General features: G+C 72.4%; 21 protein-coding genes. 10 read left to right on the forward strand and 11 right to left on the reverse strand.

What is annotated here, in order from left to right:
• The first annotated feature begins 17 nt into the window (after positions 1–17).
• From FHS88_RS11570 to FHS88_RS11600, 7 genes are read left to right on the forward strand one after another with little or no spacing between them, the layout of a single operon-like run.
• Positions 18–890: an MBL fold metallo-hydrolase gene (locus FHS88_RS11570; RefSeq protein ID WP_184484747.1), complete on the forward strand. Its 873-nt coding sequence runs from the start codon at positions 18–20 to the stop codon at positions 888–890.
• Positions 891–943: 53 nt separating this feature from the next.
• Positions 944–3079, forward strand: a complete 2136-nt coding sequence (locus FHS88_RS11575) for an acetate--CoA ligase family protein (protein ID WP_184484749.1) — start codon at positions 944–946, stop codon at positions 3077–3079.
• Positions 3076–4050, forward strand: coding sequence for a tripartite tricarboxylate transporter substrate binding protein (locus tag FHS88_RS11580; RefSeq protein ID WP_184484751.1), 975 nt, complete (start codon positions 3076–3078; stop codon positions 4048–4050). Before FHS88_RS11575 ends, FHS88_RS11580 begins: the two co-directional genes overlap by 4 nt.
• Position 4051: 1 nt before the next feature.
• On the forward strand, positions 4052–4792 hold the full coding sequence (locus tag FHS88_RS11585; protein WP_184484753.1) for an enoyl-CoA hydratase-related protein: 741 nt from the start codon (positions 4052–4054) through the stop codon (positions 4790–4792).
• A gap of 3 nt (positions 4793–4795) precedes the next feature.
• Complete coding sequence (locus FHS88_RS11590; RefSeq protein WP_184484755.1) at positions 4796–5917, forward strand: CaiB/BaiF CoA transferase family protein; 1122 nt, start codon at positions 4796–4798, stop codon at positions 5915–5917.
• A 53-nt stretch (positions 5918–5970) separates the two neighbouring features.
• The gene (locus FHS88_RS11595; protein ID WP_184484757.1) at positions 5971–7131 is read left to right on the forward strand and encodes an acyl-CoA dehydrogenase family protein; all 1161 of its coding nucleotides are present in this window, start codon (positions 5971–5973) and stop codon (positions 7129–7131) included.
• A 38-nt stretch (positions 7132–7169) separates the two neighbouring features.
• Positions 7170–8132: a tripartite tricarboxylate transporter substrate binding protein gene (locus FHS88_RS11600; RefSeq protein WP_184484759.1), complete on the forward strand. Its 963-nt coding sequence runs from the start codon at positions 7170–7172 to the stop codon at positions 8130–8132.
• Here FHS88_RS11600 and FHS88_RS11605 read toward each other — a convergent pair.
• A complete protein-coding gene (locus tag FHS88_RS11605) occupies positions 8119–9660 on the reverse strand; it encodes an AMP-binding protein (RefSeq protein WP_184484760.1) in 1542 nt (513 codons plus the stop codon). The two genes, FHS88_RS11600 and FHS88_RS11605, sit on opposite strands and share 14 nt — an antisense overlap.
• 96 nt (positions 9661–9756) lie before the next feature.
• On the opposite strand from FHS88_RS11605, the gene FHS88_RS11610 reads away from it, so the two are divergent.
• Together FHS88_RS11610 and FHS88_RS11615 are read left to right on the forward strand one after the other, a co-directional pair.
• Positions 9757–10464 (forward strand): NUDIX hydrolase, encoded by a 708-nt coding sequence (locus FHS88_RS11610; protein ID WP_184484762.1) that lies wholly within the window; start codon positions 9757–9759, stop codon positions 10462–10464.
• An 8-nt stretch (positions 10465–10472) separates the two neighbouring features.
• The gene (locus tag FHS88_RS11615; RefSeq protein WP_211842240.1) at positions 10473–11681 is read left to right on the forward strand and encodes an LLM class flavin-dependent oxidoreductase; all 1209 of its coding nucleotides are present in this window, start codon (positions 10473–10475) and stop codon (positions 11679–11681) included.
• 35 nt (positions 11682–11716) lie between these two features.
• Here FHS88_RS11615 and FHS88_RS11620 read toward each other — a convergent pair whose 3' ends face one another.
• The 9 genes from FHS88_RS11620 to FHS88_RS11660 form a co-directional block, all read right to left on the reverse strand.
• A complete protein-coding gene (locus FHS88_RS11620; RefSeq protein WP_184484764.1) occupies positions 11717–12688 on the reverse strand; it encodes a tripartite tricarboxylate transporter substrate binding protein in 972 nt (323 codons plus the stop codon).
• 70 nt (positions 12689–12758) lie between these two features.
• Positions 12759–13910 (reverse strand): thiolase C-terminal domain-containing protein, encoded by a 1152-nt coding sequence (locus FHS88_RS11625; RefSeq protein ID WP_211842241.1) that lies wholly within the window; start codon positions 13908–13910, stop codon positions 12759–12761.
• Between the two features lie 4 nt (positions 13911–13914).
• Positions 13915–14331, reverse strand: coding sequence for a Zn-ribbon domain-containing OB-fold protein (locus FHS88_RS11630; RefSeq protein WP_184484766.1), 417 nt, complete (start codon positions 14329–14331; stop codon positions 13915–13917).
• A 90-nt stretch (positions 14332–14421) separates the two neighbouring features.
• A complete protein-coding gene (locus FHS88_RS11635; RefSeq protein WP_184484771.1) occupies positions 14422–15282 on the reverse strand; it encodes a glycosyltransferase family 2 protein in 861 nt (286 codons plus the stop codon).
• Complete coding sequence (locus FHS88_RS11640) at positions 15282–16157, reverse strand: glycosyltransferase (protein WP_184484772.1); 876 nt, start codon at positions 16155–16157, stop codon at positions 15282–15284. The genes FHS88_RS11635 and FHS88_RS11640 overlap by 1 nt, the downstream gene beginning before the upstream one ends.
• Positions 16154–17266: a glycosyltransferase gene (locus FHS88_RS11645; protein ID WP_184484774.1), complete on the reverse strand. Its 1113-nt coding sequence runs from the start codon at positions 17264–17266 to the stop codon at positions 16154–16156. The genes FHS88_RS11640 and FHS88_RS11645 overlap by 4 nt, the downstream gene beginning before the upstream one ends.
• Positions 17263–18339, reverse strand: a complete 1077-nt coding sequence (locus FHS88_RS11650; protein WP_184484776.1) for a glycosyltransferase family 4 protein — start codon at positions 18337–18339, stop codon at positions 17263–17265. The genes FHS88_RS11645 and FHS88_RS11650 overlap by 4 nt, the downstream gene beginning before the upstream one ends.
• Entirely contained in the window at positions 18336–19844 is a 1509-nt protein-coding gene (locus FHS88_RS11655) for a flippase (protein WP_184484778.1), read from the reverse strand. Before FHS88_RS11655 ends, FHS88_RS11650 begins: the two co-directional genes overlap by 4 nt.
• Before the next feature lie 75 nt (positions 19845–19919).
• Positions 19920–20621, reverse strand: a complete 702-nt coding sequence (locus FHS88_RS11660) for a sugar transferase (RefSeq protein ID WP_184484780.1) — start codon at positions 20619–20621, stop codon at positions 19920–19922.
• 252 nt (positions 20622–20873) lie between these two features.
• On the opposite strand from FHS88_RS11660, the gene FHS88_RS11665 reads away from it, so the two are divergent.
• Complete coding sequence (locus FHS88_RS11665; protein ID WP_184484782.1) at positions 20874–22505, forward strand: DUF6311 domain-containing protein; 1632 nt, start codon at positions 20874–20876, stop codon at positions 22503–22505.
• Here FHS88_RS11665 and FHS88_RS11670 read toward each other — a convergent pair.
• Positions 22424–23437, reverse strand: coding sequence for a glycosyltransferase family 2 protein (locus FHS88_RS11670; RefSeq protein ID WP_184484784.1), 1014 nt, complete (start codon positions 23435–23437; stop codon positions 22424–22426). The two genes, FHS88_RS11665 and FHS88_RS11670, sit on opposite strands and share 82 nt — an antisense overlap.
• Positions 23438–23499 lie beyond the last annotated feature (62 nt).

The following is a 23499-nucleotide window of genomic DNA, read 5'->3' on the forward strand; positions in this document are numbered from 1 at the left end:
CAGGGAGGTGGGGTTCCATGACGGACGGCTTCAGGCTTGGCGACATCACCGTCCAGCGCATCATTGAGCAGGAAGGGCCGCTGTTCGATCCGCTGACCTTCTTCCCGACGCTGACGAAGGAGGTGCTGGAGGAGAACCGCGGCTGGCTCGAGCCGGCCGCGCTTGACCCCGCGACCGGCAAGCTGAGCCTCTGCATCCAGTCCTGGGTGCTGCGGACGCGCCACCACACCATCCTGGTGGACACCTGCGTCGGCAACGACAAGGACCGGCCCTCCCATCCCTTCTGGAACCGGCTTCGCGGGGAGGCCTACATGCGCGGCCTCGCGTCGCTGGGCCTGCGCGTGGACGACATCGACGTGGTGATGTGCACGCACATGCATGTGGACCATGTCGGCTGGAACACGCGGCTCGAGAACGGGCGCTGGGTGCCGACCTTCCCGAAGGCGCGCTACGTCTTCTCCGCCGCCGAGTTCGCGCACTGGAAGGCCGAGAACGCCAAGGCCCCGGTGCCGCCCTTCGCCGATTCCGTGCTGCCGGTGGTCGAGGCCGGGCGGGCGGATCTGGTGGCCGACGACCACGCCATCGGCGACGACATCCGCCTCGAACCCACGCCCGGCCACACGCCCCATCATGTCGCGCTGCGGGTCGGGCGCGGCGATGCCGAGGCGCTGTTCACCGGCGACCTGATCCATTCACCCCTGCAGGCGCGCTACCCCGAACTCTCGATGCGGGCCGACTGGGACCCGGCGCTGGCCGCGAAGACACGCAGGCGGGTCCTGGAATGCGCCTGCGAGGCGCGCACGCTGATGTGCTTCGCGCATTTCCCCTCGCCCTCGCGCGCGCGGCTGGCGCGCTGGGGCGACGGGTTCCGCGCCGAGGCGGTGGGCTGACGCGGCGCGAAACCTGCCCTAGCCTGCTTCCGCACCCCGCGGAGGAGACGGGCTTGGAGGAAGCGGCACCCACGCGGCCCCTGCCGATCGGGCGGATCGTCGCGCCGCGCTCGGTCGCGGTCATCGGCGCCTCGGAGGATGTCGGGAAGTTCGGCGGGCGGGTCATCCACTACCTGATCCGCCACGGCTTCCCCGGCACGCTGCTGCCGATCAACCCGAACCGTGCGACCATCCGCGGCCTGCCGGCCTGGCCGCGCGTGAGCGATGCGCCTCTCGCGCCGGATGTCGCCATCCTCGCCGTGCCGGCCGCGACGCTCGAGGCGCAGATCGCCGATTGCGCGAAGGCCGGGGTCGGCGCCTGCATCGTCATCACCGGCAAGCTGGCCGAGGCCGGGCCGGAGGGGGCGGCGCTGCAGGATCGCGTGGTGGCGATGGCGCGCGGCGCGGGGATGCGCATCCTGGGGCCCAACTGCCTCGGCATCTTCAACCCGGTGGACCGGGCGATGCTGTCCTCGAGCCTCGCCCTGGAGGAGCCGGACTTCGCGCCGGGGGGCATCGGGCTGGTCAGCCAGTCCGGCGCGCTGATGGGCACGCTGCTCTCCTTCGGCCGCCACCACGGCGCGCGCTTCTCGCGTTGCATCTCGGTGGGCAACCAGGCGGACCTGACGCTCGAGGATTTCCTCGCCTACCTGCTGGAGGACGAGGCGACCCGGACCATCGGCCTCTATGTCGAGGGGCTGCGCGACGCGCCGCGCTTCCGCGCGCTGCTCAAGGCCGCGCGCGTGGCGGGCAAGCCCGTCTTCGCGGTGAAGGCGGGGCGCAGCGAGGCGGGTGCGAAGGCCGCGCGCTCGCACACCGCGAGCCTCGCCGGCGCCTTCCCGGTCTTCGAGGCGATCTGCCGCGAGGCGGGCGCGGTGGTGCTGGACGACCCGCAGGCGATGATCCTCGCCTGCGATGCGGCGATCCGGCTGCCGCCCTGGCCGGCGGCGGGGCTCGGCCTCGCGCCGATCGCCTCCTCGGGCGGCAGCACCGTCACCTTCGCGGACATGATGCCGGCCTTCGGCCTGCGCCTCGCGGAGATGGCCCCGGCCACGTGCGCGGTGCTCGGCGATTGGATGCCCGAGAGCCATGTGGCGCTGCCGGTGGATACCGGCTCCTTCCACGAAGGCACGCGCGGGGACGGGCTCGCGGCCTGCATCCGCGCCTTCATGGCCGACCCGGATGTCGGCGCCGTCGCGGTTCCGATGACGACGCAGCCCGACATGGCCGGGCGCACCGCGCTGTTCCCGCCGCTGGCGCGCGAGGGTGGCAAGCCGCTGCTCTATGTCATGACGGCGGGCGCGGTCGGGGACGCCTCGCGCGCGGTGATGCGGGCCGCGGATTTCCCCTTCTACGACCGCATGGCCGATGCCCTCGCCGTCGCGCGCGCGCTGGATGCCGAGGCCGCCGGCCGCGCCCGCGCGCAGGCCGCCATGCCCGCCCGGCCCGAAGGTGCCGGCCCGCCGCCCGCGCTGTCCGCCGGCCCTCTCACCGAAGGCGAGGCGAAGCGCCTGCTGGCTGCCTATGGCATCCCGGTGACGCGCGAGGCGACGGTCGCGGATGCCGACGCGGCCGCCGCGGCGGCGCGGGCCATCGGCTATCCGGTGGTGCTGAAGGGCGTGAGCCGCGCGGTCGTGCACAAGAGCGACCTCGGCCTGGTCCGGCTCGGCCTCGCGGAGGAGGAAGCGCTGCGCATGGCCTTCGCGGAGGTGACGCAGGCGCTCGATCGCGCCGCGCCCGGCGCGGGCGAGGGGTGCGTGGTGCAGGAGATGGCGCGCGGCGAGGCGGAGCTGTTCCTCGGCGCGATGCACGATGCCCAGTTCGGCCCGATGGTCATGGTCGGGGCCGGCGGCGTCCTGGTCGAGTTCCTGCAGGATGTCCGCATGGCGCCGGCGCCGCTTGCGGCCGGCGATGCCCGCGCGCTGATCGAGGGCCTGCGCATGGCGCCGCTGCTGCGCGGCCTGCGCGGGCGGCCCGCGGCCGACCTCGCCGCCGCGGCCGATGCGCTGGTCCGCCTGTCCTGGCTCGCCGCCGATCTCGGCCCGCGCATCGCGGAGCTGGACGTGAACCCCTTGATCCTGCGCGCGGAAGGGCAGGGGGCGATCGCCGTGGATGCCCGCGCGACCATCGCGGAGGAGGATGCGTCATGACCGCAAGCCTGTCCCGTCGCGCGCTGGCACCGTTCGGCGCCGCGCTGCTCGCCCCCGCCCTCGCGCGCGCCCAGGCCGCATGGCCGCAGCGGCCCGTCGTCCTGCTCGTGCCCTATCCGCCCGGCGGCAGCACGGACAACGTCGCGCGCCCGCTCGTGCAGGAATGGAGCCGGGTGATCGGCGAGACGATCGTCATCGAGAACCGCGGCGGGGCGGGCGGGACGATCGGGGCGGAGGTGGTCTCGCGCGCGCGGCCGGACGGGCACATGCTGCTGCTCTTTCCCACCGCGATCTTCACCATCAGCCCGCACATGATGCGCCCGCCCTACGATGTGGACCGCGACTTCGCGCCGATCGCGCGCGTCGCGGCATCGGACGCCTTCATCGTCATCAATCCCGCCCGGCTTCCCGTCCGCACGATCCGCGAACTGGTGGACCATGCGAAGGCGAATCCCGGGCAGGTGCGCTTCGGCTCGGCCGGCAACGGCACGATCACGCAGATGCAGTGCGAGATATTCGGCATGGCCGCGGGCATCCGGCTGGAACACGTGCCCTATCGCGGATCGGCGCTGTCGGTGAACGACCTCATGGCGGGCCACATCCAGATGGTCTGCGACCCCGCGGCGCTGCCCTTGGTGCGCGAGGGGCGCCTGCGCGCGCTCGCCACCTTCGGCGAGCAGCGCCACCCCGAATTCCCCGACGTGCCGACGCTGATGGAGATGGGCCTCGCCGAGCGCGGAGCCATGTCCTGGTTCGGCATCGCCGCGCCGGCGGGAACGCCGGCGGCCATCCAGGCGCGCATCGCCGACAGCCTCGAACAGGCGCTGAAATCGGAGGCCGTGGCACGGGCGCTGGCGATCGGCGGCCTGCGCCCGGCCTTCGAGAAGGGCGAGGCCTTCGCCAGCCGGATCGCGCGGGACCGCGCCATCTTCGGCGACATCATCCGCCGCACCGGAGCAGGAGTGAACTGACGTGGAACTGGTGACTGTCACGGACGAAGGTCCGATCCGCATCGTCTCGCTCAACAACCCCGCCAAGGGCAATGCGATCAGCCGCCCGATGGCCGAGCAGGTGCAGGCCGTGATGCAGGAGTTCGAGCGCCGCGAGGATCTGCGCGTGGCCATCATCACCGCCGTGGGCACCCGCGCCTTCACCTTCGGCGCCGATGTCGCGGACCCGCCGGAGCTGTGGCGCGCCATCCCGACCGTGGGCTACCGCCCGCTCAAGCCGGTGATCTGCGCGGTGGAGGGCTGGTGCGTCGGTGGCGGCATCGTGCTCGCGATGATGTGCGACCTGATGGTCTGCGGCGCGGGCGCGAAATTCTACTACCCCGAGGCGAAGCTGGGCCTGACGGGCGGCATGATCGCGGGTCTCGTCTCGCGCATCCCGCACAAGGTCGCGATGGAGATCGCGCTGCTCTGCCGCACGGTGGACGCGCAGCGCGCCGAGCGCATCGGGCTGGTGAACGAGGTGGTGCCGGAGGGCGAGGCGCTCGCCAAGGCCCGCGAATGGGCGGGCGAGCTCGCGGGCATGGCGCCGCTGGTGCTGCACGAGATCAAGCGCATGGTGACCGAGGAGATCATCCCGCGCGGGCCCTCCGAGCAGATGGCGATCCATGGCCAGCGCATGGCGGCGATCCGCAACTCGGCTGATTTCAAGGAAGGCGTGGCGGCCTTCCGCGAGAAGCGCCCGCCGCGCTTCGAGGGGCGCTGACCCATGCCCGGTCCGTTGGAAGGGCTGCGGGTGCTGGAGATCGCCGGCATCGGCCCCGGCCCCTTCTGCTGCATGATGCTGGCCGATCTCGGCGCCGAAGTGCTGCGCATCGACCGGCCCGACGGGCCGCCGGGCGGGCATCCGGCGGATGTGCTGGGGCGCGGCCGGCGCAGCGTGGCGCTGGATTTGAAAAGGCCGGAGGCGGTCGCGGCGGTGCTGCGGCTGGTCGAGCGGGCCGATGTGCTGGTCGAGGGATTCCGTCCCGGCGTGATGGAGCGGCTCGGCCTCGGGCCCGAGGCCTGCCACGCGCGCAATCCGCGGCTCGTCTATGGGCGCATGACCGGCTGGGGGCAGGACGGGCCGCTCGCGCCCGTGGCGGGGCACGACATCACCTACATCGCGCTGACCGGCGCGCTGTGGTCCATGGGGCGGGCCGGGGAACGGCCGGTGCCGCCGCTCAACCTGGTGGGCGATTTCGGCGGCGGCGGGATGCTGCTCGCCTACGGCATCATGGCCGCGCTGTTCGAGGCCGGGCGCAGCGGGCGCGGGCAGGTGGTGGACGCGGCGATGACCGACGGCTCCGCCACGCTGATGGGCGCCTTCTACGGGCAGCTCGCGCAGGGGCGCTGGCGCAATGCGCGCGAGGCGAACATGCTCGACGGCGCCTGCCCCTACTACGACACCTACGAATGCGCGGACGGCAAGTTCGTCGCCGTCGGCGCGCTGGAGCCGCAGTTCTTCGCGCTGCTGCTGCAGGGGCTCGGGCTCGATCCCGCGCGCTTCGCCGACCGCACGGACCCGGCGCGCTGGCCCGCGATCAAGGCGGAGTTCGCCGCGATCTTCCGCAGCCGGCCGCGCGATGATTGGGCGCGCGTCTTCGCCGGCTCGGACGCCTGCGTCGCGCCGGTCCTCGATCTCGAGGAGGCGCCGCGGCATCCGCACAATACGGCGCGCGGCACCTTCCTCGCGCGCGGGGGCGGCTTCCAGCCGGCACCGAGCCCGCGCTTCTCGCGCACGCCGCCGGACGAGCCCGCGCCGGCGCCGAGGCGCGGGGCGGACGGTGCCGCGGCGCTCGCCGCCTGGGGCCTTTCGGATGCGGAGGTGGCGGCGGCCATCCCCGGCTGACAGCAGCCGCGCCCGCGCGATAGTCTGCGCCGAGGGAGACCGAGGAGCCGTCCATGGATACCGCAGCACCGCCCACGGGTGCCGTGCGCACCGTCTTCACCGCGGAGCACGAGATCTTCCGCGCGCAGGTGCGCCGCTTCTTCGAACGCGAGGTCGTGCCCTTCCACCGCGAGTGGGAGCGCGCGGGCATCGTGCCGCGCGAACTTTGGCTCAAGGCGGGCGCCGAGGGCCTGCTCTGCCCGATGCTCGCCGAGGAATTCGGCGGCGCGGGCGCGGATTTCGGCTATTCGGCCGTCATCACCGAGGAGATCGGGCGCTGCAACGCCACCGGCGTCGGCTTCCCGCTGCATTCCGACATCGTCGTGCCCTATGTCGAGGAATTCGCGCGGCCCGAGAAGAAGCGCGAATGGCTGCCGCGCATGGCCAAGGGCGAGATCATCACCGCCATCGCCATGACCGAGCCGGGCATGGGCTCCGACCTCAAGGCGGTGAAGACCCATGCGCGGCGCGACGGGTCGGACTGGATCATCAACGGGTCGAAGACCTTCATCAGCAACGGGCAGAACTGCGGCCTTGTCATCGTCGTCTGCAAGACCGACCCCGGCGCGGGGCGCAAGGGCATCAGCCTGATCTGCGTCGAGGAAGGGACGAAGGGCTTCGTCAAGGGCCGCAACCTCGACAAGATCGGGATGCACGCGGCCGACACCTCCGAACTGTTCTTCGACGAGGTGCGCGTGCCGGCGGAGAACCTGCTCGGCGAGGAGAATGCCGGCTTCTCCTACCTCATCCGCAACCTGCCGCAGGAACGCCTCGTCATCGCCATCCGCGCCGCGGCCTCGATGGAGGCGATGCTGCAAAAGACCATCGAATACGCCAAGGACCGCAAGGCCTTCGGTCAGACGGTCTTCGACTTCCAGCACAACCGCTTCAAGCTCGCCGAGCTGCGTGCCCAGGCCACCATGTTCCGCGTCTTCGCCGACCACTGCCTGGCGCTGCACATGAACGGCGGCCTGTCCATCGAGATGGCCGCGATGGCCAAGCTGATGGGCACCGAGATGCAGAACCGCCTTCTCGACGACTGCCTGCAGATGCATGGCGGCAACGGCTACATGGCCGACTACGAGATCGGGCGCGCTTGGGCGGATGCGCGCGTCGGGCGCATCTACGGAGGCAGCTCGGAGATCATGAAGGAGATCATCGCGCGCTCGCTGTGAGCGCCCGTGACCAGACGCCACAGACCGGGAGAACGTCCATGAACCGTCGCTTGCTGCTCACCGCCGCGCTCGCGGCACCGGCCTTCGCGCCGGGGATCGGCCTCGCGCAGAGCTTTCCGAGCCGGCCGATCTCGCTGCTCGTGCCCTTCCCGGCCGGCGGCTCGACCGACCAGCAGATGCGCGCGCTGGCGCGGATCGCCTCGGACGTGTTCGGCCAGCAGGTCATCACGGAGAACCGGCCCGGCGCCGGTGCCACGCTGTCGGCCGCGGCGATGGTCCGCGCTCAGCCGGATGGCTACACCCTCGCGCAGTTTCCCCTGCCCGCGATGCGCCTGCCCTTCATGCAGCGCATGCCCTTCAATCCACGCACGGATTTCACGCCGATCATCCATCTGACCGGCTATCTCTTCATGATGTGCGTGCGCGGCGAGAGCCCGATCCGGAGCTGGGCCGACCTGCTTGCCGAATGCCGCCGCCGCCCGGGCGAGATCCGCTGGGGCAATACGGGGGCTAACGGCACGCCGCATCTCACGCTCGTCGAGCTTGCGCGGCGCGAGAATCTCGATGTCATCCACGTTCCCTTCCGCGGGGAGGCCGACAGCACGCCGAACCTTCTCGGCGGGCATATCGAGGTCGCCGCCACGGGTTCGGGGCCCTTGCAGATGATCGCGGACGGGCGGATGCGCGCGCTGAATGTCTGGCCACGCGAGCGCTCGCGCAAACTGCCCGACGTGCCGACGCTCGTCGAACTCGGCTACCCGGACATGGTGGTGACCTCGCCCTATGGTCTGGTCGGGCCGCGCGGCATGAACCCGGACATCGTCCGCCGCCTGCACGACGGCTTCCGCCAGGCGCTGCACCACCCCGAGCATCTCGCGCTGCTCGAGCGGCTGGACATGCCGCTCGAATACCTGAACTCCGAGGACTACGGCGCCTTCATGCAGCGCACCATCAACGAGGAGGAGGAGCGCGTGACGCGCCTCGGCCTCAGGGCGGGCTGAGGTAGCGCTCCTTCAGGATCCTGCGCAGCAGCTTGCCGGCCTCGCTGCGCGGGAGCTCCTCGGCGAACTCCCAGGAGCGCGGGCGCTTGGGGCCGGCGAGGTGCTCGCGGCAGAGGGCTTCGAGCTCGGCGCGCAGGGCGGCCTGGTCGGCGCGCGGGTCGCGCGGGACGATCACGGCATGGACCTGCTCGCCGAGATCCTCGTGCGGGATGCCGACGACCGCCGCCTCGGCGATGCCCGGATGGCGCGTAAGGGCCTGCTCGACCTCCGCCGGATACACGTTCACGCCGCCCGAGAGGATGAGGTCCGCCCGCCGGTCCGAGAGGAACAGCCAGCCTTCCTCGTCCACGCGGCCGAGGTCGCCGAGGCTCGCCCAGCCGCGCGCATCGTAGGCGGCGGCGGTCTTCTCGGGCGCATTGTGATAGGCGAAGCGCGGCGCGCCCTCGAAGCAGATGCGCCCGACCTCGCCCGGGGGCAGTTCGCGCCCCTCCTCGTCGCAGATATGGATGCGCACGCCGTTGACCGGCCGCCCGACCGTGCCAGGGCGCGCGAGCCAGTCCTGCGGGGAGACGACGGTCGTGCCGACGCCCTCCGAGCCCGCGTAGTATTCCCACACGATCGGCCCCCACCACTCGATCATGCGGCGCTTGACGCCGACGGGGCAGGGTGCGGCCGCGTGGATGGCGCAGCGATGGGAGGAGAGGTCGAAGCGCGTGCGTTCCTCCTCCGGCAGGGCGAGCAGGCGCACGAACATGGTCGGCACCCACTGGCTGTGCGTGACGCGGTAGCGCTCGATCAGCTCGAGCGCGCGGAGCGGTTCGAACTTCGCCATCACCACCGCCGTGCCGCCCTCGGCGATGGTGCGGCGGATGGTGTAGCCGTGCGGCGCCGCGTGATAGAGCGGCGCGGGGCAGAGATAGATCGTGTCGGGGCCGAAGCCGTAGATCTCCTTCCAGCTCATGTCCCATTCGGGGGCGAGGCGGTTCTCCCAAGGCACGAGCGGGCGCTTGATGCCCTTGGGCAGCCCGGTGGTGCCGGAGGAATAGAGGAACTCCCGACCGACCGGCCGTTCGGGCAGAGGCGCGGGGTCGGGGAAGGCCGCCAGCGCATCCTCGTAGGAGGCATAGCCCTCGACCCCTTCGCCCACAGCGAAGCGCGGGGCATCGCCCGTGGCGCCTCCGCGCAGGAGGGCGGTGGCGGGGCTCGCGAGCGCGGGCGAGACGATGATCGCCTTCGCCCCGGCATCCTTCATCGTGTAGGCGACCTCGGCGGGGCGCAGATGCACCGACAGCGGCGTGTAGTAGAGGCCGGCGCGGCGGCAGGCGAAGGCGAGTTCCAGGAATTCGGGCCGGTTGTCCATCAGCATGGCGATGCCGTCGCCCGGCTCCAGGCCGAGTGCTATCAGCCATTGCGCGGCCCTGTTCGCCCGGGCGTCGAGCTGGCGGAACGTCACCTCGGCGCCGATGTCCGGGAAATGTGCCGCGACCTTGTCCGGTGTGGCCTCCGCCCAGCGCGCGAGCAACGCCATGTCCTTCCTCCCCTTCGAGGCACGCAAGCCTGATGCGGCGATTCCGCGGCGTCAACGCGGCTTGCCGCGCGCGCCGCGGCGCGCTGCAATGGAGCCATGACGACGCCCGCGCCCGCCCGGCCTGCCTCGACCGTCCTGCTGCTGCGCGACGGCGCGGAGGGGCTCGAGGTCTTCATGGTGGTGCGCCATCGCGAGATCGAGTTCGCCTCCGGTGCGCTGGTATTCCCGGGTGGCCGTGTGGAAGGCGCCGATGTCGCGCTGGCCGGGGGGGACCAGGCTGCGGCCTTCCGCGTCGCGGCGATCCGCGAGACCTGGGAGGAATGCGGCGTGCTGCTCGCCGTGCCGGGCGCGCCGCTTCCCGCCGAGGGCGAGTTCGCGCGCATGCTCGCCGCGCGCGGCCTGGTGCCGGATGTCCGGGGCCTCGCGCATTTCGCGCACTGGATCACGCCGGAGCCGGTGCCCAAGCGCTTCGACACGCATTTCTTCCTCGCCGCCGCGCCGCATGGCCAGGATGCGCTGCATGACGGGCATGAGGCGGTGGACAGCGTCTGGATCCGCCCCGCCGACGCCCTGGCCGATGCCGAGGCGGGCCGCCGCAAGGTGGTGTTCCCGACGCGGATGAACCTCGCCAAGCTCGCGCGCAGCGCCAGCGTCGCCGAGGCCTTCGCCGCCGCTCGCGCGCGGCCCGTCGTCACCGTCCTGCCCGAGATGCGCATGGCCCCGGAGGGCCGCATCCTTCGGATACCGGCCGCGGCCGATTACGGCGGCGAGGAGTTCCTCGCCGGCGACCCGCCTTCCATGTGAGGGGAATCATGGTGACACCACGCCGGCTGCGCTTCGGGATCTTCCTCGCCCCCTTCCATCGCGTGGGCGACAACCCGACGCTCGCGATCGAGCGCGACATCAACCTCGTGCAGTGGCTCGACCACCTCGGCTACGACGAGGCCTGGATCGGCGAGCACCATTCCGCCGGCTGGGAGACCATCGCGAGCCCGGAGATCGTGATCGCCGCGGCGGCTGAGCGCACGAAGCACATCCGGCTTGCCTCGGGCGTCACCAGCCTTCCCTACCACCATCCGCTGCTGGTCGCGCAGCGCTTCGTGCAGCTCGACCACATGACGCGCGGGCGCGTCATCCTCGGCTGCGGGCCGGGCGCGCTCGTCTCCGACGCCTACATGATGGGCATCGAGCCCGCGCACCAGCGCCGCCGGATGGACGAATCGCTGACCGCCATCATGCGCCTGCTCGCCTGCGAGGAGCCGGTGACGATGGAGACGGACTGGTTCACGCTGCGGGAGGCGCGGCTGCATCTCGCGCCCTATTCCGAGCCGCGCTTTCCGATCGCCGTCGCCTCCTCCACCACGCCCTCGGGCGCGCTGGCGGCTGGCAGGCACGGGATCGGTCTGCTCTCGCTCGGCGCGGGGCTGCATGGCGGGCCGAAGATGCTCGCCGAGCAGTGGCGCATGGCGGAGGCCGAGGCCGCCAAGCACGGCAAGAGCATGGACCGCGCCAACTGGCGCCTCGTCGTGAACATGCATTGCGCCGAGGATGACGAACGCGCGCTGCGCGACGTGCGCCACGGCGAGGCGCTGGAGACGCTCACCTATTTCAGCGAGACGCTCGGCCGTCCGCCGATGCGCTCGGAGGATCCGCTGCGCGACGGGCTGGCGCAGGGCTCGACGCTGGTGGGTTCGCCCGAGACCATCGCCGCGGGGATCGAGCGGCTTCTCTCCTTCACCGAGGGCGGTGCGGGCGGCATCCTGTTCCGCGCCCATGAATGGGCCGACCGCGAGGCGACCTGGCGTTCCTTCGAGCTGTTCGCGCGCTGGGTGATGCCGCGCTTCCAGGGAAGCCTGACCATGCCTCAGCAGTCGCGGGACTGGGTGAGCGCGAACCGCGAGACGATCTTCGCGCCCAACATGGCGGCGCTGAAGCAGGCCTTCCGCGACGCAGGGCAGGAGGCGCCCGAGTTCTCCCGCCTGCAACTCCACACGGGCAAGGTGGACCTGCCCAAGGGGTGAGGCGCGGCCGCCTGCGTCGCGGCCGCGCCCCGTTCTCAGTTCAGGCGAAGGTTCAGGCGGCGGATCAGCGCGCCTTCCTCCTCGATGATGCGCTGGACGGAGGCGCGGTAGTCCTCGCCGTTCATGTACATCACCGGCATGTCGAAGCGCTCGAGCACCGCGAGATGGGCGGGGTCGTGCAGCGCCTGCTTGAAGGCGTCGTGCAGCACGCGCACCACGCCCGGGTCCATGTTCTTCGGTCCGCCCACGCCGTAGGGCGAGGCCGAGACGATGTCGATGCCGGTCTCGCGAAGCGTGCGGACATTGGGATAGCGCTTCGCGCGCTCCGGGCCCCAGGTGACGAGCAGGCGGAACTGCCCGCCCTCGACCAGCGGCGCCCAGGCGGTGGAATCGGCCATCGCCTGCGTCTGGCCGCCGAGCAGCGCCTGCGCGTTGTCGGCGCCGCCGCGGAAGGGCACGTGCAGGAACTCGATGCCCTTCTCGGCCGCGATGCGCTCCATGGTGATGTGCAGCGAGGAGCCGACGCCGGGCGAGCCATAGGCGACGCGGCCGGGATTCGCCTTGGCGTGGTCGAGGAACTGCTCCCAGGTCTGCCAGGGGCTGTCGGCCCGCACCACCACGCCGAACAGGTAGCCGGTCAGGTGGATGATGTAGGTGAAGTCGCGCATCGGGTCCCAGCCCGGGCGGCTCTGCATCAGCGGGTAGCGGAACACCGTGATGGGAAGCTGGCCGACGAGGTAGCCGTCCCCGCGCGCCTCCTGCGCCATGGACTGCGCGCCGAGCGTGCCGGCGGCGCCGGCGCGGTTCTCGATCACGACGGGCTGGCCGAGGATGCGCGTCGCGACCTCGGCGAAGGCGCGGAACTGCCCGTCGGTGGAGCCGCCGGGCGGCCAGGGCACGATCAGCCGGATCGGGCGGTTCGGGAAGCCGGCCTGCGCGACGGCCGGTGCGGCGAGCAGCGCGCCACCGGCGGCAAGCAGGGCGCGGCGCGAAGGGGTCATGGTCATTGGTTCGGTCTCTCCCCGGACGTGGTCTTGTGGTGGTCCCGCGCGCGGAGGCGCGGGGCCAGGTGGCGGCTCAGGGCCGCTGGTTGGATAGCACGACCGTGCCCGAAGCCGAGAACATCCCGCCGACACCGTGGCAGACGCTGATCTCGACGCCCGGCACCTGGGCGGGCGCGATGCCGCGCACCTGGCGCACGCTCTCCTGCAGCGCGAACATGCCGTACATGCCCGTATGCGTGTAGGAGAGGCCGCCGCCATTGGTGTTGAGCGGCAGCTTCCCGCCCGGGCGCGTGTGGCCTTCCCAGATGAAGTCCTTCGCCGCTCCGCGCTCGACGAAGCCGAGGTCCTCGAGCCCGTAGAGCGGCAGATGCGCGAAGGCGTCGTAGATCATCAGGTGGTCCACGTCGCCGTGCTTGATGCCGGCCATCCGGAAGGCCTCCGGCCCCGCGACACGGAAGGCGCGGGAGGAGGTGAAGTCCTGCATCTGGCTGACCATCGTCGCCTCGGCGCTCTCCCCGCTACCCAGGATGTAGACGGGCTTCTGCGGGAAGTCCTTCGCGCGGTCGGCGGAGGTGAGGATCAGCGCGCCGCCGCCATCGGTGACGAGGCAGCACTGCAGCAGCCGGAACGGGTAGGCGATCATGCGGCTGTTGAGCACGTCCTCGATCGTGATCGGGTCGCGGAAGGCCGCGCGCGGGTTCTTCGCGGCCCATTCCCGCTGCACCACCGCGACCTGCGCGAGATGCTCGTGCGTGACGTTGTAGGTCTTCATGTAGCGCAGCACGGGGATGGGGAAGAGCGTGGGCGGGCCCATCGGCCCGAAGGGCATCTCGAACTGGCCCTGCAGGCTCTGGGGCTCGGGCGGGCGCGGGGTCGCGTTGATGCGCGACTTGCCGCTCTCGCCATGCGTGATGAGGACCGTGCTGCAATAGCCCGCGTGGATCGCGGCCGCCGCGTGGCGGACATGCAGCATGAAGGAACACCCGCCCACGCCCGTGCCGTCCACCCATTTCGGCGTGATGCCGAGGTAGTGCACCAGCTGCTGGGGCATCATCGGCCCGACGCAGGCGAAGCCGTCGATGTCCGAAGGCTTCAGGCCGGCATCGGCCATCGCGTTCAACGCCGCGTCGGCATGCAGCATGATCTGTGACATGTCCGGCACGGTGCCGATGCGGGTGGATTCCGCGGCGCCGACGATGGCGATCTCGCCCGGTTTGATGGTCATGGCCTCAGGCTCCCTTCGCGGGGCGGAAGAGCGGAAGGGTGATCTCGTCGTCCATCTTCGTGAAGGCGACCTCGAGCTTCATGTCGAGCACCAGCGCCTCGGGCGTCTGCGGGCAGTCCACGATGTTCGTCATCATGCGCGGGCCTTCCTCCAGCTCGACCACCGCGATGGCGTAGGGCGGCTTGAAGCCGGGCACCGGGCGGTGATGGATGACGTAGGAATGCAGCGTCGCGCGGCCCGAGGCCTCGAAGACCTCGACGTTGCGGCTGCCGGTGTAGGGGCTGAAGGGGCGGGGCGGGAAATACGCCTTGCCGGTGTCCTTGCAGCGCTGCAGCAGCAGCTTGCCTTCCCTGGCGCCGTCCCAGAAATGCCTGGTCTCGGGCGTCGGCTCGGGCCGTGGGCGGCCGGGTTCGAGGGACATGGCGGCGCTTCCTCCTTGCTGGTCAGGGCCGCATGTTCCACCGGCGCGCGCGATCGGAAAAGGGGGCGCCCGGACCGACCGGACGGTCGATCAGAGATCGAGGATCCGTTCCGGCGCCGCGCGGCCGCGCAGCAGGTCCCACAGCCCGATCATGTTGCCGCGGAACCGCCCCCAGCGGTCGGCCCAGGGCTCGGGCCGCAGCGAGCGGACAAGGTTCGCGAGGCAGTGCCGCGCCGCGCTCGGGATGGCGTGGCTCCAGGGGAAGGTGCCCTTGCGCGCGAGATAGATCGGGTTGACCACCTGCGAATAGCCAAGGCGCAACTGCTTCACGCGCCCGCCCTTCACGCCGAGATGCACGCCGCGCGCGCCGGCGAGGCGCATGATGCTGCCATGCCGCCCGAGCTGCCGCGTCACGTCGATGTCCTCGTACCAGGCATAGAGCGGCAGCCGCTCGTCCACGCGGATGCCGTGCGCGCGCACCGTCGCCATGCGGAAGGCCATGTTGCAGCCATAGCCGTTGAAGTGCGGCGCCATCGCCATCGGGTCGGCGGGCGGCGTGTCCGCGGCGAGCAGCGCCGCGCCCTCCTCCAGCGAGTAGCCGGGCCCCTTGGCGCCGTCGGCGATGACGGTGCCGGTCGCCACCACCATGTCGGGCCGCGCGGCGAAGGCGGCTTCCGTCACGGCGAGATATTCGGGCGCGCAGAGGAAGTCGTCGTCGAGGAACAGCACGACGTCGCAATCCGCCGCGGCGTCGAGGATGGCGTTGCGCTGGCGCGGCAGGCCGGCCGGGGCGGTGATGAACTCGGCGCCGTCGCAGCCCGCCACATCCTCGGGGCCGACATGGCAGACGATGATGCGGTCCGGTGCGCGCGTCTGCCGCCGCAGGTCCCGCAGCACGCCGGCGAGGATCGCCGGCCTGCCGCGCGTCGCGATGCCGATGGCGATGCGCATCAGGCGCTCTCCGTCAGCGGCGGCAGCGATGGCGCCCGGCGCGCCTCCGGCGCCATCATCCCGGCGAGTCGGCCACGGAAGGTCATCCAGTAGTAGCCGGCATCGTGCATCCGTCCGCGCAGCAGGCTGACGGCCACGCCGCCCAGGGGGCGGACCAGGAAGGTCAGGCACATCCGCGCCGGCGCGCCGTTGCGCCGCAGCGCGAGCCCGAGGCCCCGGCCGTAGCGCTCGGCCCGTTCCACCGCGACATCCGAGAGACTCTTGTCGGGATGGATGATGCGCAGATCGCGGTCGTACTGCGCCCGCCAGCCGCGGGCGATGGCGCGGCAGACGAGGTCGTTGCCCTCTGCCGAGCCGAAGGGGCTGCCCGGACCCATGCCCTCGTCGAATCCGCCGAGCGCCAGCGCCGCCTCGCGGCGGAGGAAGATGTTGAACTCGATCACGCTCGTCCAGACGGTCGCGAGGTCGATCGGCCCGCTCTCCTGCCGCCAGCGCCCCGAACCCAGACCCCCTTCCGGGGAGGCCGCCGGCCCGGTCAGCACCTGCAGCGACGGATCCGTCGCGAAGGCCGCGTCCACGCGGTCGAGCACGCCCGGCGGGTAGAGGCAGTCGTCGTCGGGAAAGGTCACGATCGCGCCGCGCGCATGCCGCAGGCCGAGGTTGCGCGCGTTGTTGGCGTTGCGGATGGAGGAGCGCAGCCGCCGCAGCGGCAGGCGCGGGGCATAGGCGGCCTCGATCGGGCCGAGCCGGTCGTCCTCGTTCTGATCGACGATGATGACCTCGAGATCCGACCGCCCCTGGGCGAGCAGGCTGTCGAGCAGCGCCGCGACGTCCCGGTCGCGGCCGAGCGTCGCGACGATGAGGGAGAACCTCACGCCATCGCCTCCGCGACAATCGCGCGCATGCGCGCGCGGAAGGCGGCATGGCTGAAGCGTTCGGCATTGGCGCGGCAGTCCTCGGGCGCGAAACGCAGCGCCTCGAAGGATTCGACGGCGCCGATGACGGCATCGGCGGTCTGCGCGCCGAAGAAGAGGCCGGTCGGGTTCGCCGCCGGCGGCGCCACCACGATGTCGCGCGCGCCGCCCTTGCCGAAGGCGATTACCGGCGTGCCGCAGGCCTGCGCCTCGACGGTGGCGATGCCGAAATCCTCCTCCGCCGCGAAGACCGCGGCGCGCGCGGCCTGGGTGAGGCGCACCAGCTCCTCCGTGCCGACGCGGCCGCGGAAGGCGATGTTCGGCGCGCCGCCGGCCGCCTCGCGCACGCGCGCCTCGTTCGCGCCGTCGCCGACGATGACGAGGCGGCGGCCGGGCATGCGGCGGAAGGCCTCGGCGATCAACTCGATGCGCTTGTAGGGCACCATGCGGGAGGCGGTCAGGTAGAAGTCCTCCTTCTCCGTCCGCAGGGCGAAGCGGTCCACGTCCACCGGCGGGTGGACGACCACGCTCTCGCGCCGCCACGCCTTGCGGATGCGTTCGGCGATGTAGGTGGAGTTGGCGACGATGATGTCCGGGTTCATCGCGCTGGCGCGGTCCCAGATGCGCAGGCGGTGCAGCAGCCAGCGCGTGTAGGCGCCCTTGAGGCCGCGCTCCATCCCGGCCTCGCGCAGATATTGGTGCTGGAGGTCCCAGGCGTAGCGCATCGGGCTGTGGACATAGGAGACGTGGCGCTGGCCCGGCCCGGTGATGACGCCCTTCGCCACCGCGTGCGAGGAGGACAGCACGAGGTCGTAGCCCGCGAGGTCGAACTGCTCGATGGCGAGCGGCATCAGGCCGAGATACTTGCGGAAATGCTTCCGCGCGAAGGGCAGGCGCTGGATGAAGCTGACCCGCGGCGCCTTGCCGCGCAGGAAGCCGCGCTCGGCCTCCGGCATGAAGTCGCAGAGGACGAAGAGGTCCGCCTCCGGCCATTCGGCCAGCAACTGCTCCACCACGCGCTCGGACCCCGCGAAGGAGTCCAGCCATTCATGCACGATGGCGACCTTCATGCGATGCGGTCCCCGATGCCCGCGAGAAGCTGGCGCGCGGCATTCTCCCAGGTGAAGGAGGCCGCGCGCGCGGCGCCCGCGGCGCGCAGCCCCTCCCGCAGCCCGGCCTCGTCGAGCAGGCGGCCCAAGGCGGCGCGCAGCGAGTCCGGCGCGTCCGGATCGAACCACAGCGCCGCCTCGCCGCAGACTTCCGGCACCGCGCCGGCGCGCGCGGCGATGACGGCGCAGCCGCAGCTCATCGCCTCGAGCGGCGGCAGCCCGAAGCCTTCGTAGCGGGAGGGAAAGACGAGGCAGAGCGCGTTCTCGTAGAGCGCGCGCAACGCGCCGTCGCTGACGCGGCCAAGCACCTTCGCGGCCCCGGCCGCGACACCGCCGCCCGCACGGAACACCGCCGGGTCGGCCGCGCCCGCGACGGCGAGGGTGAGCCCCCGCGCGCCGAGCAGATCGGCCGCCGCGGTCAGCGCGGCGAGGTTCTTGTGCGCCGCCGGATTGCCGACCACGAGCGCGTAGCGCCCCGGCGCGAGCCCGTGGCGCGCCAGCACCGCCTCCTCGGCGGCGACGCGCAGGATATGCTCTCCGCTTTCCGGCACGATGCGGATCTCGCCCGCCTCGATGCCGAGGGCCGCGGCGATCCGCCCGCGCGAGAAGGCCGAGACTGTCAGCAGCCGCGCGCCGCTGCGCGCGAGGCGCCGCTGCATCAGCCGGTACCAGGTGCGGAAGGCGAAGGAGTAGGATTGCGGCGTGTCGAAGGCGCCGGCGTCATGGATCACCACCGCCTGGCGGCTGCCCACGCGCAGCGGCGCCGTGTTGCCGAGGCTGAGCAGGAAATCGCCGGCGAGCGCGCCCGGCAGGTCGAGCTGCTCCCAGGCCTGCCCGCCGCGCCGCCCGACCGGCTCGACGCGGAAGGCGGACAGCCCGGCCTCCCGCGCCCCCGGCGGATGCAGCACGCGCGCGGCGGGCCACTCCCCGCGCGCGGCGAGCGCATCGGCGGCGGCGACGATTTCCGCGGCGAAGCGCTGCACGCCGGTGGTCCCCTGGGTGAGGAACCGGCCGTTGATGGCGATGCCGCTCATGCCGCGCGCAGCCCCAGGCGGCCGAGCACGGCAGCGCGGTCCTCCCGCGGCGCGATGCGCCAGCCGAGCCAAGTGCTCGCACCGAAGGCCAGCGCCCCGACGCCGAGCGCGGCCATCGCGGGCAGCGGCACCATCGCAGCGAGCCCGAGCCCCGCCACGGCCAGCAGCGGCCGCAGCGCCGCCCCGGCCTCGGCGGCGGGCGGGTAGAAGCGCGCGGCGAGCAGGAAGCGCCCGGCGCAATCCGTCGCTGCGCGCAGCGCCCAGGCGATGGCCGCGCCCTCGATGCCGATCAGCACCAGCAGCAGCGCCCCGAGCGGCAGGAACACCGCCGCCTGGACCAGCGAGAAGGTCGCCGTCACCTCCGGCCGCCCGATCGCATCGAGCAGCGTGCCCGGCACGAAGGCGAGGCAGGAGAAGAAGATGCCGACGCCGAGGATGCGCAGCACCATCCCGCCACCGGCCGCGAATTCCGCGCCGAGCCACAGCCGCAGCAGCCATTCGGCGAGCGCCACCAGGACCACGCAGGCCGGCAGGACGAGCGCGGCCACGATCAGCGCCCCGCGCCGGATCAGCAGGGCCGTGCGCTCCGGCGCGGCGCGGAAGGCGGAGGCGATGGCCGGCAGCAGTGTCTGCGCCACCGCGACGGGCAGGATCCACATGCGCATCACGAGGTCGAGCGGTGTGGCATAGAAGGCGACCGCCGTCAGCCCGATCAGCGCGCCGATCAGGAATCGGTCGGCATAGAGCAGCACCTGGGTCAGCGCGCCCGAGAGGCTCATCCACCCGCCCTGGCGGAGCAGCGGCCGCAGCAGCCCGATGCGCGCGCGCGCAAGGCCGAGCCCCGGCACGTCCCGCCAGGCGAGCGCGGCATAGGCGATGCCGCTGACGAGCCGCACCAGCACCAGCGCGAGCATCACCGCCACCAGGCTGTCCCACATCAGCAGCGCGATTACCGGCCCGAGGTAGTAGAAGACGCTGACCGGCATGTTCACGAGGTTCGCCGCCCGGAAGCGCTGCCAGGCCGCGAGCACCCCCCACAGCGCTGCATTCAGCACCACGAGCGGCGCGGCCAGCGCCAGCACGCGGAAGGCCGCCAGCGCCTCCGCCTCCAGCGCGGGCGGGACGATCAGCACCCGCCCGATCAGCACCGGCATCAGCGCGAAGGCGAGCCCGGCCATGACCGAGGAGAGCGCCAGCAGCGCGATCAGCGTCGCGCCCACCAGCGCCGGGGCGTCGCGCCCGCGCCCCTCGCCGATCGCCTCGGACACCGCGCGCGTCAGCGCCATGCCGAGGCCGAGATCGAAGACGCCGAAGATGCCGACGAGCGCGAGCGCCAGCGTGAAGAGCCCCCAGCGCTCCGTCCCCATCAGCCCGACCAGGACGGGCGTGAGGGCAAGCGCCAGCAGCAGCGGCACGCCGCGGCCGAGCGCGTTCCACACCACCCCGGAGACGAGCCGGCGCCCGCCGGCCCGGTCCTCCGGGCCATCGGACGCCGTGCCTGTCATGCTGGTCATCCTAGCATGCCGCCGAAGGGAATGCCGCCCGGCCCGAGGGCCGGGGGCGATCGGCGCGGCCCCGCCTCAGTGCGCGCCGCGGCGCGAGAGCACGGCGGCGGGCGTGCGGAGCAGGATCCGGATGTCGCCGAGCAGCGAGGCCTGCGAGACATACGCCACGTCGAGCGCCACGCGCTGGTCGTAGGAGGTCTCGGACCGGCCGCTCACCTGCCACAGCCCGGTGATGCCAGGCCGCACGCTCAGGTAATGGGCGGCGGCCGCGCCGTAGTAGCGGTCGAGCTCGGCCTGCGTGACGGGGCGCGGGCCGACGATGCTCATCTCGCCCTTCAGCACGTTGATGAGCTGCGGCAGCTCGTCGAGCGAGGTGGCGCGCAGGAAGCGGCCGATGCGGGTGATGCGCGGGTCGTTCCTGAGCTTGCGGGTCGCCTCCCACTCCGCCCGGGCGGCGGGGTCGGCGGCGAGCAGCGCCTCCAGCCGGGCCTGGCTGTCCACCACCATGGAGCGGAACTTCAGGCAGCCGAAGATGCGCCCGCCGCGGCCGACGCGCGGATGGGCGTAGAAGGCCGGCCCGCCATCGGCGCGGACCAGCGCCGCGACGATCAGGAAGAAGGGCGCGGCGACGAGCAGCGCCAGCCCCGCGATGGCGACATCCATCGCCCGCTTGGCGATGGGCGCGAGGCGCGCGGCGCGGTCGCGCCGGGAAAGGGCGGCGACGGCGGGCGCGGGGGCGCCGTTGGAGGGGAGGGGGCCGACCGGGACGCTGGACATGAGCGACAAGGGCCTTCTCGGGAGCACCGCCACCGGAGGGGGGCCGGCGGCGGCCAAAGGGGGTCTTCGGCCTGGATCCCGCCTCCTTCACGGCGGGCCTCCCGGCCTCTGCTTGCGCGCAGTGATGCCCTTCGGTGCTGACGGATTTGGGACCTGCTTGCGGCGCAATTGTGGCGGCGCAGCATTCCGCCTCCGGTCCCTTCCGCCGCCCGCTTGCCCAGCCCGCCCGCGGGGCCTAGAGCCGCCCGGCCGATGGAGGATCGCACGCTGTCGCCGCGCCCGCAGACCGCCCTGTCCTACGCCTTCGCGGCCGCCCTGGGCGTGGCGCTGGTCGCCTTCCTCTTCCCTGCCGATTTCCTCTTCCCCCGCGCCGGGATGGGCTGGGCGCCGCAGGGCGATGCCGCCCAGCACGCCATCGCGCAGCGCTACTTCATCGGCGATGCCTGGCGCTGGCCGCCGCTGCTCGCGCGCAACATCCTGCCGCCCGAGGGGCTGAACATCGCCTTCGCGGACGGCATCCCCGCGCTCGCGCTGCCGCTCAAGGCCCTGCGCGGCCTGTTGCCCGAGGGTTTCCACGGCATCGGCCTGTGGTACGCCATCGCCTGGGTGATGCAGCCCCTGGCCGCGGTGTGGTGCCTGCGCGGGGCGGGCGAGCGGCGCTTGCTGCCGGCGGTCGCGGTCGCGCTCGCCGCCTCGGCCATGCCGGCCTTCATCAACCGCTACGGCCATGCGGCGCTGACCGGGCATTTCACGCTGCTTGTCGCGCTCGGCCTCTACCTGCGGCTGGTCGGCGCGCAGCGGCTCCGCCTCTGGGCCGGGGCGGCGCTCTGCGCGGTCGGGACGCTGCTGGTCCACCCCTATCTCGCGGCGATGGTGCTCGCCCTTCTCGCTGCCGTGCCGGCGACGCTGCTGCTGCGGGGCGAGCGCGGCTGGGGCGCGGCCGCGGCGGGGCTTGCGGCGACGGCGGCGGCGGTCGGGGCCACCATGGCGGCCTTCGGCTATCTCGGCGCCGCTGGCGATGGCGGTTTCGGCGACTTCGCCCTGAACCTGCTCTCCCCGGTCTGGCCCTGGCGCTCCTGGTTCCTGGGCGGGCTCGTGGGCGCGGAGGTGGACGCCTCCGGCCATGGCGGATGGGAGGGCTACAACTGGCTGGGCCTTGGGCTTCTGGCGGGGCTCCTCGTGCTGGCCCTGCGCGTGCCGCGGCAGGTGGCCGGGACGGTGCGGCGGCATGCGGGGCTTGCCCTGGTGCTCGCCGCGCTGACGCTGCTCGCGCTCTCCTTCCGCGTGGGGCTGGGTGGGGCGGTGGTGCTGGATCTCGGGCCCGCGCCCGGCTTCCTCGAACAGTTCCGCTCCTCGGGCCGGTTCTTCTGGCCGGTGGGCCTTGCGCTGCTCATCGGCTGCATCGCGCTGCTGGCGCGCCTGCCGCGCATCGGCCCGGCGCTCGCCCTCGCCGTCGGGCTGCTGCAATTCGCCGATGCCGCGCCGAACCGCGCGGCGCTGCGGGACTGGGCGGCGGCCCGCCCGCCCTGGACGGTGGAGGCGCCGGCGCTGCGCGCGCTGCTCGCGGGCGCGGAGCGACTCACGCTGCTGCCGAGCTGGCCCTGCGTTCCGAAGGCCGATCCGCTCGGCGACCATGCGCGGCAGTTGCAGGTGCTGGCGCTCGCCGCCGAGCGGCCGGTGCCGGCCAACACGATGTATGTCGCGCGCTGGCGCGGGGCGCGGTCGGCCTGCGGGGATGCCGCCGTGATCGCCGCACCGCTCGCCCCCGGCGAGCTGCGCGTGATCCTGCCCGGGGCGCGGGATCAGGCCTCGGCGGTGATGCCCGGCTTCGCCGAGGCCTGCGCGCCGGTCGGCGAGATCCTCGCCTGCCGGCTCGGCAGGTAGCGCTCGGTGAAATAGAGCGGGCGCTGCTTCGTCTCATTGAAGATTCGCCCGAGGTATTCCCCGATGATGCCGAGCATCATCATCTGCACGCCGCCGAGGAAGAGCACCACGGCGAGCAGCGAGGGGTAGCCCGCGACCGGGTTGCCGTAGAGGAAGGTGCGGACGAGAAGCTGGGCGAGGTAGATCACCGCGCCGACCGCCGTGAGAAGCCCGACATAGGTCGCGACCTTGAGCGGGGCGACGGTGAAGGAGGTGATCCCCTCCAGCGAGAAGTTCCACAGCTTCCAGTAGTTCCACTTGGTCGTCCCGGCGGCGCGCGGGGCGCGGTCGTAGCGCACCGCCTTGGCCGGGAAGCCGATCCAGGCGAACAGGCCCTTCATGAAGCGGTGGTGCTCGCGCAGCTTCAGCAGCGCATCCAGCGCGCGGCGCGAGAGCAGGCGGAAATCCCCGGTATCCGGCGGGAGCTGCACCTTGCCCCCGATGCGCTGCATGAAGCGGTAGAAGGCGGCCGCGGTCGCCTTCTTGAGCCAGGTCTCGCCCTCGCGCGTGTTGCGCTGGGCATAGACGACGTCGAAACCCTCCCGCCAGCCGGCGATGAGCGCGGGGATGACTTCCGGCGGGTCCTGCAGGTCGGCGTCGATCACCACCACGGCATCGCTGGCGCGGGCATGGTCGAGCCCCGCGGTCAGCGCGATCTCCTTGCCGAAGTTGCGCGAGAGGTTGACCACCGCGACGCGCGGATCCTGCCGCTGGAGTCCGAGCATGACCTCGAGCGTGGTGTCGCGCGAGCCATCGTTCACATAGACGACCTCCCATGCCATCCCGATGCCCTCGAGCGCGGCGGCGAGGCGGCGGTGGAACTCCGGCAGCACCTCCTGCTCGTTGTAGGCGGGCACGACGACGGAGAGCGCGGGGGCGTCAGGGCTGGTCATGGGGCATCCCGGGCGGGGCGGGCGGCAGGCCCGCCCGGCCCCATCAGGAACAGCAGCGGCGG

Origin of the sequence: Neoroseomonas alkaliterrae (assembly GCF_014199195.1) — a bacterium.
GTDB classification, from domain to species: domain Bacteria; phylum Pseudomonadota; class Alphaproteobacteria; order Acetobacterales; family Acetobacteraceae; genus Neoroseomonas; species Neoroseomonas alkaliterrae.